The organism is Salipiger sp. (genome assembly GCF_059781815.1).
This window is the reverse complement of the sequence record NZ_JBYNAH010000005.1, coordinates 30271-45721: the sequence shown is the minus strand read 5'-3', so window position 1 is coordinate 45721 and position 15451 is coordinate 30271. Positions and strand designations below refer to the sequence as shown.

17 protein-coding genes are annotated in these 15451 nt (G+C 67.7%); 9 read left to right on the top strand and 8 right to left on the bottom strand.

Translation table 11 applies throughout. The features are described 5' to 3' along the window. The coding region (locus AC6RA4_RS01240) for an NAD(P)/FAD-dependent oxidoreductase (RefSeq protein ID WP_500156601.1) at positions 1–621 on the top strand (621 nt) is incomplete at its 5' end. A 192-nt stretch (positions 622–813) separates the two neighbouring features. Continuing rightward, positions 814–2586 carry a SulP family inorganic anion transporter gene (locus tag AC6RA4_RS01235; RefSeq protein WP_500156599.1) on the top strand — a complete coding sequence of 591 codons (1773 nt, stop codon included), beginning with the start codon at positions 814–816 and terminating at the stop codon, positions 2584–2586. Here AC6RA4_RS01235 and AC6RA4_RS01230 read toward each other — a convergent pair. Further along, complete coding sequence (locus AC6RA4_RS01230) at positions 2533–3252, bottom strand: metallophosphoesterase (protein ID WP_500156597.1); 720 nt, start codon at positions 3250–3252, stop codon at positions 2533–2535. The two genes, AC6RA4_RS01235 and AC6RA4_RS01230, sit on opposite strands and share 54 nt — an antisense overlap. Positions 3253–3466: 214 nt before the next feature. Between AC6RA4_RS01230 and AC6RA4_RS01225 the strand changes: the two genes are divergently transcribed. Continuing rightward, a complete protein-coding gene (locus tag AC6RA4_RS01225; RefSeq protein ID WP_500156595.1) occupies positions 3467–3919 on the top strand; it encodes a cupin domain-containing protein in 453 nt (150 codons plus the stop codon). A gap of 72 nt (positions 3920–3991) precedes the next feature. Here AC6RA4_RS01225 and serA read toward each other — a convergent pair whose 3' ends face one another. Both serA and AC6RA4_RS01215 read right to left on the bottom strand, forming a co-directional pair. Next, positions 3992–5587 carry a phosphoglycerate dehydrogenase gene (gene serA, locus AC6RA4_RS01220; RefSeq protein ID WP_500156593.1) on the bottom strand — a complete coding sequence of 532 codons (1596 nt, stop codon included), beginning with the start codon at positions 5585–5587 and terminating at the stop codon, positions 3992–3994. 115 nt (positions 5588–5702) lie between these two features. Further along, positions 5703–6857: a phosphoserine transaminase gene (locus AC6RA4_RS01215; RefSeq protein WP_500156591.1), complete on the bottom strand. Its 1155-nt coding sequence runs from the start codon at positions 6855–6857 to the stop codon at positions 5703–5705. Between the two features lie 408 nt (positions 6858–7265). Here AC6RA4_RS01215 and AC6RA4_RS01210 point away from each other — a divergent pair, with 408 nt between their 5' ends. Beyond that, a complete protein-coding gene (locus AC6RA4_RS01210) occupies positions 7266–7688 on the top strand; it encodes a Fur family transcriptional regulator (RefSeq protein WP_500156589.1) in 423 nt (140 codons plus the stop codon). 16 nt (positions 7689–7704) lie between these two features. Beyond that, positions 7705–9147 (top strand): cobyric acid synthase, encoded by a 1443-nt coding sequence (locus AC6RA4_RS01205; protein ID WP_500156587.1) that lies wholly within the window; start codon positions 7705–7707, stop codon positions 9145–9147. A 7-nt stretch (positions 9148–9154) separates the two neighbouring features. Here AC6RA4_RS01205 and AC6RA4_RS01200 read toward each other — a convergent pair whose 3' ends face one another. Then, the gene (locus tag AC6RA4_RS01200; RefSeq protein ID WP_500156585.1) at positions 9155–9439 is read right to left on the bottom strand and encodes a DUF2218 domain-containing protein; all 285 of its coding nucleotides are present in this window, start codon (positions 9437–9439) and stop codon (positions 9155–9157) included. A 136-nt stretch (positions 9440–9575) separates the two neighbouring features. Here AC6RA4_RS01200 and AC6RA4_RS01195 point away from each other — a divergent pair, with 136 nt between their 5' ends. From AC6RA4_RS01195 to AC6RA4_RS01180, 4 genes are read left to right on the top strand one after another with little or no spacing between them, the layout of a single operon-like run. Continuing rightward, on the top strand, positions 9576–10487 hold the full coding sequence (locus AC6RA4_RS01195) for a siderophore ABC transporter substrate-binding protein (protein ID WP_500156583.1): 912 nt from the start codon (positions 9576–9578) through the stop codon (positions 10485–10487). Positions 10488–10493: 6 nt separating this feature from the next. Continuing rightward, positions 10494–11429, top strand: coding sequence for an iron chelate uptake ABC transporter family permease subunit (locus AC6RA4_RS01190; RefSeq protein WP_500156581.1), 936 nt, complete (start codon positions 10494–10496; stop codon positions 11427–11429). Continuing rightward, positions 11422–12363, top strand: a complete 942-nt coding sequence (locus tag AC6RA4_RS01185; protein ID WP_500156579.1) for an iron chelate uptake ABC transporter family permease subunit — start codon at positions 11422–11424, stop codon at positions 12361–12363. Before AC6RA4_RS01190 ends, AC6RA4_RS01185 begins: the two co-directional genes overlap by 8 nt. Next, positions 12363–13118: an iron ABC transporter ATP-binding protein gene (locus tag AC6RA4_RS01180; RefSeq protein WP_500156577.1), complete on the top strand. Its 756-nt coding sequence runs from the start codon at positions 12363–12365 to the stop codon at positions 13116–13118. Before AC6RA4_RS01185 ends, AC6RA4_RS01180 begins: the two co-directional genes overlap by 1 nt. Before the next feature lie 38 nt (positions 13119–13156). Here the strand turns inward: AC6RA4_RS01180 and AC6RA4_RS01175 are convergent, their stop codons facing one another. The 4 genes from AC6RA4_RS01175 to pgsA form a co-directional block, all read right to left on the bottom strand. Then, positions 13157–13927 (bottom strand): FCD domain-containing protein, encoded by a 771-nt coding sequence (locus tag AC6RA4_RS01175; RefSeq protein WP_500156575.1) that lies wholly within the window; start codon positions 13925–13927, stop codon positions 13157–13159. A gap of 101 nt (positions 13928–14028) precedes the next feature. After that, positions 14029–14487, bottom strand: a complete 459-nt coding sequence (locus AC6RA4_RS01170) for a molybdenum cofactor biosynthesis protein MoaE (RefSeq protein ID WP_500156573.1) — start codon at positions 14485–14487, stop codon at positions 14029–14031. Between the two features lie 13 nt (positions 14488–14500). Beyond that, positions 14501–14749 (bottom strand): molybdopterin converting factor subunit 1, encoded by a 249-nt coding sequence (gene moaD, locus AC6RA4_RS01165; protein WP_500156571.1) that lies wholly within the window; start codon positions 14747–14749, stop codon positions 14501–14503. Continuing rightward, a complete protein-coding gene (pgsA, locus tag AC6RA4_RS01160) occupies positions 14746–15411 on the bottom strand; it encodes a CDP-diacylglycerol--glycerol-3-phosphate 3-phosphatidyltransferase (RefSeq protein ID WP_500156569.1) in 666 nt (221 codons plus the stop codon). Before pgsA ends, moaD begins: the two co-directional genes overlap by 4 nt. Positions 15412–15451: the final 40 nt, after the last annotated feature.

The window sequence follows — 15451 nt, the reverse complement described above, 5'->3', positions numbered from 1 at the left end:
CTGATGGACTATGTGAAGCGCTACGACGCCACGCTCAATTTCTTCCACAACCTCTTGGCGGTGGATGGCCCGGCGAAGAAAGCCACCTTCGCGGTCAACGCGCCCGACACCGAGCCGACCACTGTCGAGGTCGAGTTCGACATGATGCATGTCTGCCCGCCGCAGACCGCGCCCGATTTCATCCGCGTCTCGCCTCTTGCGGATGCGGCGGGCTGGGTCGATGTCGATCAGAACACCCTGCGCCACAAGAGCTTCGACAATGTCTGGAGCCTTGGCGACGTGATGAACGCGCCCAACGCCAAGACCGCCGCCGCCGCCCGGATGCAGGCGCCGATCGTGGCCGAGAACGTCGCCGCCGATATCGACGGGCTGTCGCCGCACGCGGTCTATAACGGCTACGGCTCCTGCCCGCTTACCGTCGAACGCGGCAAGATCGTGCTGGCCGAGTTCGGCTATGGCGGCGCGCTGCTGCCGAGTTTCCCCAAGTGGCTGCTCGACGGCACCAAGCCGACCCGCGCCGCCTGGCTCCTGAAGGAGCAGATTCTGCCGCCGGTCTACTGGAAGGCGATGCTGCGCGGGAAGGAGTGGATGGCCAAGCCCGAGAAGGTCACCGCCGGCTGAGCCGCGCAGGCCGCGCAAGGAAATCCGCCCGGCTCCGGACTTGATCCGGGGCCGGCTTCCCTCTTATCGAGGGATGGTGAAACCGATATTCCATTTCCCCCTTCACAAATTCTATGTTTTGAATATATGTAGCGGCATCCCGGCGACTCTCCCCAGCCGCCTTCTCTGCCACCGATCCGCAGGACCTTCTTCATGAACGTGCCCCGACCCACCCGCGAGACGCTGTTCCGCTATCTCCCCATTCTGACCTGGGCGCGGGTCTACAACCGCGACACCGCGACCTCGGATCTTGTCGCGGCGGTGATCGTCACGATCATGCTGATCCCGCAATCGCTGGCCTACGCGTTGCTCGCGGGCCTGCCCGCCGAGATGGGCCTTTACGCCTCGATCCTGCCGCTGGTGGCCTACGCCATCTTCGGCACCTCGCGGGCGCTGGCGGTGGGCCCGGTGGCGGTTGTCTCGCTGATGACCGCGGCGGCCATTGGTCAGCTCGGGCTCTCCAGCCCCGGCGACATCGCGCTCGCCGCGATCACGCTGGCCTTCATCTCGGGCGTGTTCCTGACGCTGCTTGGCGTGCTGAAGCTGGGCTTCCTCGCCAATTTCCTGTCGCACCCGGTGATCGCGGGCTTCATCACCGCCTCGGGCGTGCTGATCGCCGCCTCGCAGCTCAAGCATATCTTCGGCATCGACGCGGGCGGGCACACGCTGGTCGAACTGGTGATCTCGATCCTTGCGCATATCGGCGAGACCAACCTGATCACGCTGGTGATCGGCGTCTCGGCGACGGCCTTCCTGTTCTGGGTCCGCAAGGGTCTGAAGCCGCTGCTGCGCAAGGCCGGGCTCGGCCCGCGCATGGCCGACATCTTCGCCAAGGCCGGCCCGGTCGCGGCGGTGGTCGTCACCACGCTCGCTGCATGGGCCTTTGGCCTCGGCGATCACGGCGTGAAGCTGGTGGGCGAGGTGCCGACCGGCCTGCCGCCGCTCTCGGCGCCGTCCTTCGATCTCACCATGTGGAAGACACTGCTGCTGCCGGCGGTGCTGATCTCGATCATCGGCTTCGTCGAGTCGGTCTCGGTGGCGCAGACCCTCGCCGCCAAGCGCCGCCAGCGCATCGACCCGGATCAGGAACTGATCGGTCTGGGCACCTCCAACATCGCCTCGGCGATCTCGGGCGGCTTCCCGGTCACCGGCGGCTTCTCGCGCTCGGTGGTGAATTTCGACGCCGGCGCCGAGACCCCGGCGGCGGGCGCCTACACCGCCATCGGCATCGGCGTGGCGACGCTGGTGCTGACCCCCCTGCTGTTCTTCCTGCCGAAAGCGACGCTTGCCGCGACGATCATCGTGGCGGTGCTGAGCCTCGTCGATTTCTCGATCCTCAAGAAGACCTGGGGCTATTCCAAGGTCGACTTCACCGCCGTCACCGCCACCATCGTGCTGACCCTGCTGGTGGGCGTCGAGGTCGGCGTCTCGGCGGGCGTGCTGCTGTCGATCTTCCTGCACCTCTACAAGACCTCGAAACCGCACGTGGCCGAGGTCGGGCTGGTGCCCGGCACCCAGCATTTCCGCAACGTGAAGCGCCACAAGGTCGAGACCCTGCCGGGCGTGCTCACCCTGCGCGTCGACGAGAGCCTCTATTTCGTCAACGCCCGCTTCCTCGAGGATTACGTGCTCGAACGGGTGGCGGAATGCGAGAAGCTGAACCACGTGGTGCTGATGTTCCCGGCGGTCAACGAGGTCGACCACAGCGCGCTCGAAACCCTCGAGGAACTGAACCGACGGCTGGCCGAACAGGACATCACCCTGCACCTCACCGAGGTGAAGGGGCCGGTGATGGACCGCCTGCAACGCTCGCACTTCCTGCACGATCTCTCGGGCCGGGTGTTCCTGTCGCAATACGACGCGTGGTGTGCGCTAAAGCCGGGCGCGCCCGAAGGGTCCGAGAAGGAAGGCGTCGCGGCCCAGTAGAACCGCCGGGTAGAGCGGGCGCCCGTAGCCCGCTCCGCCATCCATATTGAGCCGGTTCGGGTAGAGCTGCGGCAGGTCCAGCGCCGTGTGCCCGTGCACCAGCAGGCGGCCATAGTCACCGGTATGCTCGAGAAAGCCCTTGCGGATCCACAGCAAGTCGTCCTCGGTCTGTTCCTCCAGCGGCACGCCCGGGCGCAGGCCGGCATGGACAAAGATCTGATCCTCGGTCTCGTGGTAGCGCGGCAGCGCGGCAATCCAGTCAAGATGCGCCTGCGGCACTGCCTTGAGCGCGTCGGCGTGGATGGCCTCGGCGCTGCGTCGCGGGTCCATGTCGACCCCGTAGGAGGCCAGCGTCTTGTCGCCGCCGATCGGCGGGTCCGTGTAGAGCAGCGGCCGGCTCACCTCGGGGTCCTGATAGGCCGGGTCCGCAAGATAGCGCAGCAGGAAGCGGTCGTGGTTGCCCATGATGCAGGTCCAGGGCCGGCCCTCGCTCTGCCCCTGCATGAGAAACTCGATCACGCCCCGGCTGTCGGGGCCGCGATCGACAAAGTCTCCGAGAAACACGATGGGGGCACCGGCGAGGTCGTCTCTGGCGATCAACTCGAGGGCCTTGTGAAGCTGGTCGATCTGTCCGTGAATGTCGCCGACCGCGAAGATGGGGTGCATAATGTGCGTCCTTTCCGTCGCTCTTTAGATGCCGACTGCTGCACTGCCGCGCAACCCGCGCTCCGGAAAATGTTAGCGTGCGTCTTTCAGGCACGGAACTCAGGCCAGATCAGCCAAACCTATCGCTTTGGGAAACGCCGGAACCGGGGCATTGTGACCATCCGGGCGGCCCGTGCCGCCCGTCGGTTCGGTAAACGTCACCAAGGGAGGAAACATGACACGCAACGATCTCGGGCCCGGCGCCCTCGAGTGGCTGGGCACGCTTTACAAGACCACTCTCACCACGGAAGCCAGCGGCGGCGCGATCTCGGTCACCGACAGCGTGAGCCCGCTGCACAGCGGCCCGCCCCGCCACATCCATCACGATGCCGACGAGACCTTCGTGGTGCTCACCGGGCAATGCCTGTTCTGGCTCGAAGGCGAAACCTTCACCCGCGGCCCCGGAGAGACCGCCTTTATCCCGCGCGGCAAGGAGCACACCTTCCGGATCATCGGCGACGGCCCCTCGCGGCACCTGGTGATCCTGACGCCCGGAGGATTCGAGGGCTTCTTCGCCGAGATGGCCGAGCGCGGTTGCCGGATCCCCGAGGACATGGAGGACGTGGTCGCGACCGGCAAGCGCTACCATCTCGATTTCACCGGCCCGCCGCTCGATGGCAACGGCTGAGCTCCCGGCAACGGAAAACGCCGCCCCGGGACCAGGGCGGCGTCTCTGTGTCTCACATGACCTTTTGAAAGATCAGACCACGTCGAACTCGAGCGGCTTCACCTGACGGAACAGGCCGGTCTCTTTCAGCGCGTCGACCACCGACGGGTCCATCGCCTCGTCGAGATAAGCGATGGCGATGGCCTCGCCGCCCTGCGCCGCACGGCCGAGGGTGAAGTTCGCGAGGTTGACCTTGTGGTCGCCCAGCAGGGTGCCGAGCTTGCCGATGATTCCCGGCACGTCCTCGTTGGTGGTGTAGAGCATGTGCTCGCCGACCTCGGCATCGATGTTGATGCCCTTGATCTGGATGAAGCGCGGCTTGCCGTCCGAGAACACGGTGCCGGCGATCGAGCGCTCGCGCTTCTCGGTGGTCACGGCGACCTTGATGTAGCCCTCGAAGACGCCGGACTGCTCCTGCTTGGTGGTGGCGATCTGGATGCCGCGCTCTTTCGCGATGACCGGCGCGGAGACCATGTTCACCTCGGGGCTGCTGGCCTTCATGATGCCCGCGATCAGCGCGCAGTTCAGCGCCTCGAGGTTCATCGTGGCGGCCTCGCCGTCATAGGTGATGTTGATCGCCTTCACCGCCTCTTCGGTCATCTGGCCGATGAAGCCGCCGAGATGCTCGGCCACCTTGATCCACGGGCCCATGACCTTGGCTTCCTCGGCAGTCACCGAGGGCATGTTGAGCGCGTTGCTGACGGCGCCGGTCAGCAGGTAGTCCGACATCTGCTCGGCCACCTGCAGGGCGACGTTCTCCTGTGCCTCGGTGGTCGAGGCGCCGAGGTGCGGGGTGCAGACCACGTTCGGCAGACCGAAGAGCGGGTTCTCCTTGGCGGGCTCTTCCGCGAACACGTCGAAGGCGGCGCCGGCCACGTGGCCCGACTTGATCAGCTCGGCCAGCGCGGCTTCGTCGACGAGGCCACCGCGGGCACAGTTGATGATGCGCACGCCCTTCTTGGTCTTCTCGAGGTTCTCCTTCGAGAGGATGTTGCGGGTGCCATCGGTCAGCGGCACGTGCAGGGTGATGAAGTCGGCGCGGCGCAGCAGCTCGTCGAGCTCGACCTTCTCGACCTGCATCTGCGCGGCCTTCTCTTCCGACAGGAAGGGATCGTAGGCCACGACCTTCATCTTCAGGCCGCGGGCGCGGTCGCAGACGATGCCGCCGATGTTGCCGGCGCCGATCACGCCGAGGGTCTTGGCGGTGAGCTCGACACCCATGAACTTGGACTTCTCCCACTTGCCGGCCTGGGTCGAGGCGTCGGCGGCGGGGATCTGGCGGGCCACGGCGAACATCATCGCGATGGCGTGCTCGGCGGTGGTGATCATGTTGCCGAACGGCGTGTTCATCACGATCACGCCCTTCTTGGACGCGGCTTCCTTGTCGACATTGTCGGTGCCGATGCCGGCGCGGCCCACGACCTTGAGGTTGGTGGCGTGCTCGAGGATCGTCGGGGTGACCTTGGTGGCCGAGCGGATGGCGAGGCCGTCATACTGGCCGATCACCTCGGCGAGCTTGTCCTTGTCCTTGCCGAGATCCGGCATGAAGTCGACGTCGATGCCGCGGTCGCGGAAGATCTGGACGGCGGTTTCGGAGAGCTTGTCGGAAACGAGAACTTTGGGAGCCATGGGTCTGGTCCTTTTTCGAAAAACGGGGGGCTTTGGGTGCAGCTCCTCCGCCCCTTGCGGCGCGTCCTCGCGAGGACGGCCCGCACGGGTCGGAAGAGCGGCTGCTTTATTTGGTTCAGGCGGTCGCGGTCTGCGCTTCGAGCACGTCCTCGAAGGCCCACTTGAGCCAGAGGGTCAGCGCCTCGACATCCGACGCCTCGACGGTGGCACCGCACCAGACCCGCAGGCCGGCAGGGGCATCGCGATAGGCGCCGACATCATAGGCGGCGTTGTAATCCTCGAGCTTCTTGGCCACCGCCTTGGCAAAGGCCGCGCCATCCTGGATGCGGTCATCGGTGAACTTGAGGCACACCGAGGTGTTCGAGCGCGTCGCCGGATCCACCGCGAGGTTCGCGATCCAGTCGTTGCGGTCGCAGAAGTCCCACAGCACCTTGGCGTTGGTGTCGGCGCGCTTCATCAGCTCCGGCAGGCCACCGATCTTGCGGGCCCACTCGAGCGCCACGAGGTAATCCTCGACCGCCAGCATGGAGGGCGTGTTGATCGTCGCGCCGGTGAAGATGCCGTCGATCAGCTTGCCGCCCTTGGTCAGGCGGAAGATCTTCGGCAGCGGCCAGGCGGGGGTGTAGCTTTCAAGGCGCTCGACGGCGCGAGGGCTGAGGATCAGCATGCCGTGGGCCGCTTCGCCGCCCATCACCTTCTGCCAGGAGAAGGTGGTCACGTCGAGCTTGTCCCAGGGCAGATCCTGCGCGAAGGCCGCCGAGGTGGCGTCGCAGATGGTCAGGCCCTCGCGGTCGGCGGGGATCGCATCGCCGTTGGGGACGCGCACGCCGGAGGTGGTGCCGTTCCAGGTGAAGACCACGTCGGTGTCGAAATCGATCTCGGCAAAGTCGACGATCTCGCCATACTCGGCGGTTTTGACCTCGGCCTCGATCTTGAGCTGCTTGACCACGTCGGTGACCCAGCCCGCGCCAAAGCTCTCCCACGCCACCATGGTGGCCTTGCGGGCGCCGAGCATCGACCACATCGCCATTTCGACGGCGCCGGTGTCGGAGGCGGGGACGATGCCGATCTTGTAGTCAGCGGGGATGCCCAGGACTTCGCGGGTGCCCTCGATGGCCGCTTTCAGCTTGTCCTTGCCGACCTTGGCACGGTGCGAGCGGCCGAGCGGAGCATCGGCGAGCATATCCAGGGAATACTGGGGGATCTTGGCACAGGGGCCAGAAGAAAACCGCGGGTTTGCTGGCCGCGTGGACGGGTGCTTGGTAGCCATATCTGCCTAACCTTCCAGATAGATGCCCCTCGTTGGGGAGGGGTGTCCCGCCGCCGGAGCTAAGCCTCCCGAAGCGACAAAGCAAGCGAATCTTTTTGCCAATTGCATGAGAATTGACCGCAGAGGCGCGCGCGCCGGCAGCGCGCGGCGGCGCCGGGAAACCGCTGTCGCCTATGCGAAACGCGGGTTTGCCCAAGGAAATCGCCGGTTGCGCAGCGGGCTCGAAACCGGCGCTTTGCCGCAGCTTCGCGACATGCCGTTTTGTGTCAGAGCGCCCCGCCGGCCCTGCTTGCGCCGCCGCCGCGCGCCGCTGAGGCTGCGAATCACCGCGCCTCTCCCCGGCCTTTTCTTGCAAGCCCCGCGCCGCGGCGATACCAAGAGGGCCATTCAGGGCAACGGACAGGTCGCATGACTGCGGAAACAACCGACTTCGCCGAGGCGCTGCGCGCCGCGGGGCTGCGCGTGACGCAGCAGCGTCTGCGCGTGCTGTCGATCCTGATGCAGGCGCAGGATCATCCCAATGCCGACGAGGTCTTCACCCGCGCCCGCGAGATCGACGGCTCGGTCTCCTTTGCCACCGTTTACCGCACGCTCTCGGCGCTCGAGGAGGCCGGGCTGATCCAGCGCCTCAGCTTCGAGAACGAGCCGGCGCGGTTCGAGGTCATGCCCTCCGCCGATCACGACCACCTCGTCGATATAGAGACGGGCGAGGTGATCGAGATCACCAGCGACGAGATCAACCGCCTGCGCGCCGAACTGGTGGCGCGGCTGGGCTACGAGATCGTCAGCCAGCACACGCTGATCCGCGCCCGCCGCAAGCCCGACGCCTGAGCCGGAGCCCGCGCCGATGACCGCGCTGATGATCCAGGGCACCGGCTCCAACGTGGGCAAGTCGCTGCTGGTCGCGGGGCTCTGCCGCGCCGCCCGCCGGCGCGGCATCGACGTGGCACCGTTCAAGCCGCAGAACATGTCGAACAACGCCGCCGTCACCGCCGATGGCGGCGAGATCGGCCGCGCCCAGGCGCTGCAGGCGCTGGCCTGCGGGTTGCCGCTTTCCAGTGACATGAACCCGGTGCTGCTGAAGCCCGAGACCGACACCGGCGCGCAGGTGGTGGTGCAGGGCCAGCGGCTCGGCGCCGCCGAGGCGCGCGATTACGGCGCGCTGACACCCCGCCTGATGGGCGCGGTGCTCGAAAGCTTCTCCCGGCTGCGCGCCCGGCACGAGCTGGTGATCGCCGAAGGCGCGGGCAGCCCCGCCGAGATCAATCTCCGCCCGCGCGACATCGCCAACATGGGCTTCGCGCGCGCCGCGGGCGTGCCGGTGGTGCTCGCCGGTGACATCGACCGCGGCGGCGTCATCGCGCAGATCGTCGGAACACAGGCGGTGCTCGATCCCGCCGACGCGGCGATGGTGAAAGGCTTTCTGATCAACCGCTTCCGCGGCGACATCCGGCTCTTCGACGATGGCTTCCGGATGATCGAGGCGCAGACCGGCTGGCGCGGCTTCGGCACCCTGCCGTGGTTTGCCGATGCCTGGAAACTGCCCGCCGAAGACGCCTTCGACATCCACACCCCGCGCCGCGCCGAGGGGCTGCACGTGGTCTGCCTCGCGCTGTCGCGCATCGCCAATTTCGACGATCTCGACCCGCTGGCGCAGGAGCCGGGCGTGCGGCTCACCATGCTGGGGCCGGGCCGCGCGATCCCGGGCGACGCCGATCTGGTGATCCTGCCCGGCAGCAAATCGACCCGCGGCGACCTCGCCTTCCTGCGGGCGCAGGGCTGGGACGTCGATCTCAGGGCCCATGTGCGGCGCGGCGGGCGCGTGCTGGGGATCTGCGGCGGCTACCAGATGCTGGGCCGCAGCGTCTCGGACCCAGAGGGTATTGAGGGCGCGCCCGGCACCACGCAAGGGCTCGGCCTTCTCGAGATCGACACGGTGATGACCGGCGACAAGCGCCTCACCGAGACGCGCGCGACCCACGCCGCCACCGGCCACGACTTCCACGGCTACGAGATCCATATTGGCCGCAGCGACGGCCCGGACCGCGCCCGCCCCTTCGCCCATGTCGATGGCCGCCCCGAGGGGGCGGTCAGCGCCGACGGGCGCGTCGCGGGCAGTTACCTGCACGGCATGTTTCGCGACGATGGCTTCCGGGCCGCCTGGCTTGGCGGCTTCGACGTGCAAAGCGCCGGCAGCTATGACGCCACCGTCGAGGCCGTGCTCGACGCGCTGGCCGAACACATGGAAACGCATCTCGACGTCAGCGGCCTGCTGGCGCTAGCGCGCTAGACCCGGCTCAGCTCCAGCACATCCCCGAAAACTCCTCGCGGTGGGCGAAGCGCCTGAGGTGATCGTCGATCAGGAAGCGCGCCTGAGCGAGATCGGCCTCGCTCTGGGCGCTGATCTCGACCAGCAGCGCCTCGGCACTGGCGCTGAGCAGCGCCGGACCCGGCGGCAGGGCGGCGCGCCCCTCCGACTCATCGAAGATCACGGCGACCTTGTGGGCGAAATGCTTGCAGAGCTGCTGCAGGTATTTCGAGGCATGCGGCGTCTGGAACGTGCCGGTTTGCTGCAGAGCCATGGCTGCACTCCAAAAGTTGATCGTTTATGTCAGTTACCGCATTGCAGCCGCGAAGAACAATCCGTTATCAGTCAATTATTCCCGCGAAGCCGGCTGACGCCACGCCACGCAATCACCCTGAACCGGGAGTATCCCCATGCGCCCTCTGCTGCTCGCAGGATTGTTTGCCTGCGCCTCCGCCATGTCAGCCGCTGCGGACACCGTCACCATCGAGACCGCCGCCGGCGAAGCTTCCGCCCCCGCCGCGCCCGAGACCGTCGTGGTCTTTGACCCCGCCGCAATCGACACCATCGCGGCGCTCGGCCAGCCCATCGCCGGGATGCCGGGGCCGCTCAACATCGCCGGGATCGACGAGCTGCAGGCAAAGGCCGAGACCGTGGGCACCCTGTTCGAGCCGGATTTCGAGGCACTCGCGGTGATGCAGCCGGATCTCATCGTGGTCGGCGGACGCTCGTCGGCACAGCGCGAACCGCTGAGCCAGATCGCCCCGACCATCGACATGACGATCTGGGGCAGCGACATGGTCGAGCAGTCGCGCGACCGCATCGCCGCCTACGGCGCGCTCTTCGACCGCGAAGAGGCCGCCTCCGAGCTCACCGCCGCGCTCGACGCCAAGCTTGACGAAGCCCGCGCCGCCATCGACGGCAAGGGCGATGCGCTGATCCTGCTGACCAATGGCGGCAAGATCTCGGCCTATGGCGTGAACAGCCGCTTCGGCTGGGTGCATGGCGCGCTCGGCCTGCCCGAGGCCCATCCCGGTCTGTCCGACGACACCCACGGTCAGGCGGTCTCGTTCGAGTTCATCGCCGAGACCGATCCCGACTGGCTGCTGGTGATCGACCGCGCCGCCGCCATCGGCGCCGATGGCGAAGCCGCCGCCGCGACCCTCGACAACCCGCTCGTCGCCCGCAGCAAGGCCGCGCAGCAGGGCCAGATCGTCTATCTCGACGCCGCGCCGATGTATGTTTCGGGCGGTGGCGCGACCTCGATGATGCACACGCTCGACGAGATCATCTCGGCCTTTGGCGGCGCGGCCAGCGAGAGCTGATCCGCCGTGCGCCTCTGGACCCTCACCTTTGCATTGCTGGCCGCGCTGATCGTGGCCAGCCTGTCGCTCGGAGCGGCCTCGTTCGGCGATGACGCCGGCTGGCTGCTGATGGTGAGCCGCATCCCGCGCACCGCTGCGGCGCTGCTCGCCGGAGCGGGGCTCGCGCTGGCGGGGGTGGTGGTCCAGCAGGTGGTGCAGAACCGGCTGGTCGAGCCGTCGCTGACCGGCGCGCCCGAGGCCTCGATCCTCGGGCTTCTGGCGGTGACGCTGATCGCCCCGGGGCTGGCGGTGGCCGGCAAGATGCTGATCGCAGCCGCTGCCGCGCTGCTCGGCATGGCGGGCTATCTTGCCCTCGCGGCACGACTGCCGCGCGAAGACCCGATGATCCTGCCCATCGTCGGGCTGGTCTATGGCGGCATCCTCGGCGCCGTCGGCGTCTACATCGCCTGGGCCACCGACCTCATGCAGTTCCTCGGCGCCTGGCGGCTGGGCGAGTTCTCGGGGGTGATGATCGGGCGCTACGAATGGCTCTGGGCGATCGCCGCGCTGGCGGGGCTGCTCTATGTCATCGCCGACCGCATCACCATTCTCGGCCTCGGCGAGGCGCAGGCCCGCAGCCTCGGGCTCGACTACTCACAGACGCGGGCCCTGGGGCTGGTGGTGGTCTCGGTGATCACCGCGCTGGTGCTGGTCACCGTGGGCGCGTTCCCCTTCGTCGGCCTCGTGGCGCCGAACCTGATCGCGCGCTGGCGCGGCGACAACCTGCGCGCCAACCTGCCGCTGATCGCGGTGGGAGGCGGCATGCTGCTGCTCGCCGCCGACCTCATCGGCCGCGCCATCCGCTACCCGTTCGAGATCCCAGCCGCGACGGTCGTCGCCGTGTTCGGCGCGGGCGTCTTTCTCTGGCTGCTGCACGCGGCCCCGGGGCGCCGACATGGCTGAGCGGCGCGTTCTCTGGCTCGGCCTCGCGCTGCTGCTGCTCTGCGGCGCCTTCCTCGCGTGGCAGCTGCGCCAGCCCGTGGGGTTCATCCTCGGGCTGCGCGCCGCCAAGCTTGGCGCGCTGGTCTGCGTCGGCGCCGCCACCGGCGCCGCCACGGTGCTGTTCCAGACCGTCGCCGGCAATCGGCTGCTGACGCCCGGCCTCGTGGGGTTCGACGCGCTCTTCGTGCTGATGCAGACGCTTCTGGTGCTGCTGCTCGGCGGCGTCGGTGCGGCGTCGATCCCCGCCGGCCCGCGCTTCCTGATGGAGGTCGCCGCCCTCGGCGTGGCCTCGGTCGCACTCTTCGGCCTGCTGTTGCGCCGCGATGCACGCGACATCACCCGGATGATCCTGACCGGCATCATCCTCGGCGTGCTGCTGCGCGGCCTTGCCAGCATGGTGCAACGGCTGATGGACCCGTCGGATTTCGCCGTCGTGCAACAGGCGATGTTCGCGAGCTTCGGCCGGGTCGATCCGCAGCAGCTGGCCTTTGCCGCCGTGGTGCTGCTCGCTGCGATGGCCATCGCCCTGCGCATGGCCCCGGCACTCGACGTGGCAGGGCTCGGGCGCGACACCGCGCGTGGGCTCGGGCTCAACCACGATCGCGTGGTGATGACCGCGCTCCTGCTGATGGCGGCGATGGTCTCGGTCTCGACCGCGCTGGTTGGCCCGATCACATTCCTCGGGCTGCTCACCGCGAGCCTTGCCCGTCAGCTCACCGGCAGCCACCGCCATGCCGTTCTGCTGCCCGCCGCCGCCATCCTCGGCGCGCTGATCCTCGTCGCCGGCCAGTTCGTCTTCGAACGCCTGCTCGGCAGCCAGTCGGCGCTGGCGGTGATCGTCGAGTTCTTCGGCGGGCTGGTGTTCCTCTTCCTCGTGCTGAAACGGAGACGTTGATGATCGAGATTTCCTCGCTGAGCTACCACGCCGGACCGACCCCGATCCTGCACGACATCTCGACCCGGATCGAGCGCGGCGGCATCACCGCCCTGATCGGCCCCAACGGCGCCGGCAAGTCGACCCTGCTGCACTGCATCTCGGGGCTCGAGACGCCCTCTGCGGGTAGCGTGCGGATCGACGACATCGACCCGTTCTCGGTGCCGCACCGGCAGCGGGCCAGGACGGTGGCGCTGCTGCAGCAGTCGCCGGCGCTGGTGAGCCGCCTTCGGGTGCGCGAGCTGGTGGGGTTCGGGCGCTGGCCGCACCATCAGGGCCGGCCCTGCCGCGCCGACGAGGAGGCAGTGGACCGCGCGCTGACAGCCTTTGCGCTGACCGATCTGTCCGACCGCACCATCGACACGCTGTCGGGCGGCCAGCGCCAGCGCGCCTTCATCGCCATGACCTATGCGCAGGACACGCCTTGGATGCTGCTGGACGAGCCGCTGAACGCGCTCGACCCGCGCCACGCCCGAGACCTGATGGCACGGTTGCACGGGCTGTCACGTGACGGCAAGCGCAGCATCGTCATCGTGCTGCACGACATCAACGCCGCCGCCGGCTGGGCGGATCACATCGTGGCGATGAAGGACGGGCGCATCGTGGCGCAGGACGCGAGCCACGCCCTTCTCACCGAAGCCACCCTGCGCGACGTCTTCGACACGCCGTTCGAACTCTTGCACCACAAGGGCCGGCCCGTGGTGGTCGCCCGCTAGAACCGCGCTTTCGTGGCAGCACCCTCCGAGCCCGGGGCTCAGCCCTTCTTGCGGACGCGCTCAAAGCGCTGACGGGCGATGTCCTCGTCGCGCTCGGCCTGCCGGTCGGCGGCCAGCGCCGCCTCGACATAGCTCAGATGCGCTTCGACCGCGGCCCGGGCGGCCTCGGCATCACCCGCCTGAAGCGCGGTGTTGATGGCGCGGTGCTGGTCGAGCAGCGCCTCGCGGGTGGTGCGCTGCTTGAACATCACGGAGCGGTTGTAGAACACGCCCTCGCGCAGCAGCTGGTACATCGACCGCATCATGTGCAGCATGATGACGTTATGCCCCGCCTCGATGATCGCGAGGTGGAAATCGGCGTCGAGCCGCGCCTCGTCGGCCGGGTTGCGCTTGCCGTGCGCGGCCTCCATCTGCGCGTAAAGCTCGTCGATGACCTTGAGATCGGTTTCGGTGCCGTGGATCGCGGCGCGCTCGGCAGCAAGCCCCTCCATGTCACGGCGAAAGCTCAGATAATCGAACACCGCCTCGTCATGGCGGGCAAAGAGCTGCACCAGCGTGTCGGAGAAGGCCGAGCCAAGCGCTTCGGTGACGAAGATCCCCGCCCCCGCGCGCGAGGTCAGCAGGCCGCGCGCCTGAAGGTCCGAGACCGCCTCGCGCAGCGACGGACGCGACACGCCGAGCCGCTCCGATAGCTCGCGCTCCGCCGGAAGCCGCTCTCCCGGGCGCAGGATGCCGCGGAGGATCAGCTCCTCGATCTGACGCACCACCGCGGCGGCGAGCTTTTCCGAATGCACGGGGCGGAAGGGCATGGGATGGTCCGATCTTGCTGGAATTGGTCAGATGATATGACCGGGCGGACCTCCGACGCAAGCCGCGTCGCGGCCGCCCCCACGAAGGTCGCAGCGGCCGTTTACCAGCGGTCGAGCGCCGCCTCGTCCTCGTCCTTGGCCGCGACCCAGGATTGGTCGCCGCCGGCGCTTTCCTTCTTCCAGAAAGGCGCGCGGGATTTGAGGTAGTCCATCAGGTATTCCGCCGCCTCGAAGGCATGCTGCCGATGCGCCGAGGCGGTGGCGACCATCATGATGCGCTCGCCCGCCGCCATCTTGCCGTAGCGGTGGATCACCAGCACCTCGCCCAGTGACCAGCGCGCCTGCGCCTCGCTGGCGATCTTGGTCAGCGCCTTCTCGGTCATGCCGGGATAGTGCTCGATCTCCATGCCCTCGAGGCCGCCCGCCACGTCGCGGACTACGCCTGTGAAGGTCACCACGGCACCAAGATCCGTGCGCCCGGCGGCGAAGCGCTCGGCCTCGGCGCCGAAATCGAACGGCGCCTCCTGCACCACGACCCGAAGTCCGGACTGATCCGACATCGCCCCGCCCTCCTCAGCCGCCGGTCATCGGCGGGAAGAACGCCACTTCGCGGGCGCCGGCCAGCGGGGCGTCGAAATCGGTGAGTTCCTGATCGACCGCCACGCGCAGCGCCGAAAGATCGGCAAAGGCCGCCTCGTAGCGCTCTTCGCGCGCCTTCAGCTCCTCGACCAGAGCCGCCACAGTGGCGGCGGAGGTCTCGACCTTTTCCTTGGGCAGGCCGATGCGCTCGCGCACCCAAGCGAAATACAGCACGTCGATCATCTGTCGTCCTTCAGATGGGGCCAGGCCTTCACGAAGTAATCCCAGCCGGTGATCAGCGTCAGCGTGGCGGCGATCCAGAGCAGCGTGAGCCCGAGATAACCCGCCCAGAGCATGCCCTGCTCCTTCCAGACCAGCCCGTGCACGTCCGGCGCCTCGCGATTGAGAATGGCGCTGACCTGATCCGGCGCCACGCCCTCGATGCTGACCGCGAGGTAATGCTCGAACACGCCCTGCGCAAAGAGCACCGCGATGGCGACCATCTGGAAGGTGGTCTTCCACTTGGCCAGCTTGGTGACCTTGAGCGTGCCGGCCGTGTCGCCGAGGAACTCGCGCAGCCCGCTGACAAAGACCTCGCGGAAGAGGATGAAGGTCGCCGGAAGCACCAGCCAAGGCGACATCGAGGAATAGCCCACGATCACCATCAGCGCGATCACCACCATCGCCTTGTCGGCAATCGGGTCGAGCATCGCGCCAAGCTTCGACTCAAGGCTCCATGCCCGCGCGATATAGCCGTCGAACCAGTCGGTCACGGCGGCGCTGATGAACAGCAGCAGCGCGAACCAGTCCGCCAGCGGGCGCGAGAAATACAGAAACATCACCGCCACGCCGGGCGCGGCGAGCAGGCGGAGGGCGGTGAGGGTATTGGGCAGGGTCCAGCGCATGGACCTTACGTAGCGCTCTTTTCCGGGCGAGGAAAGAGAA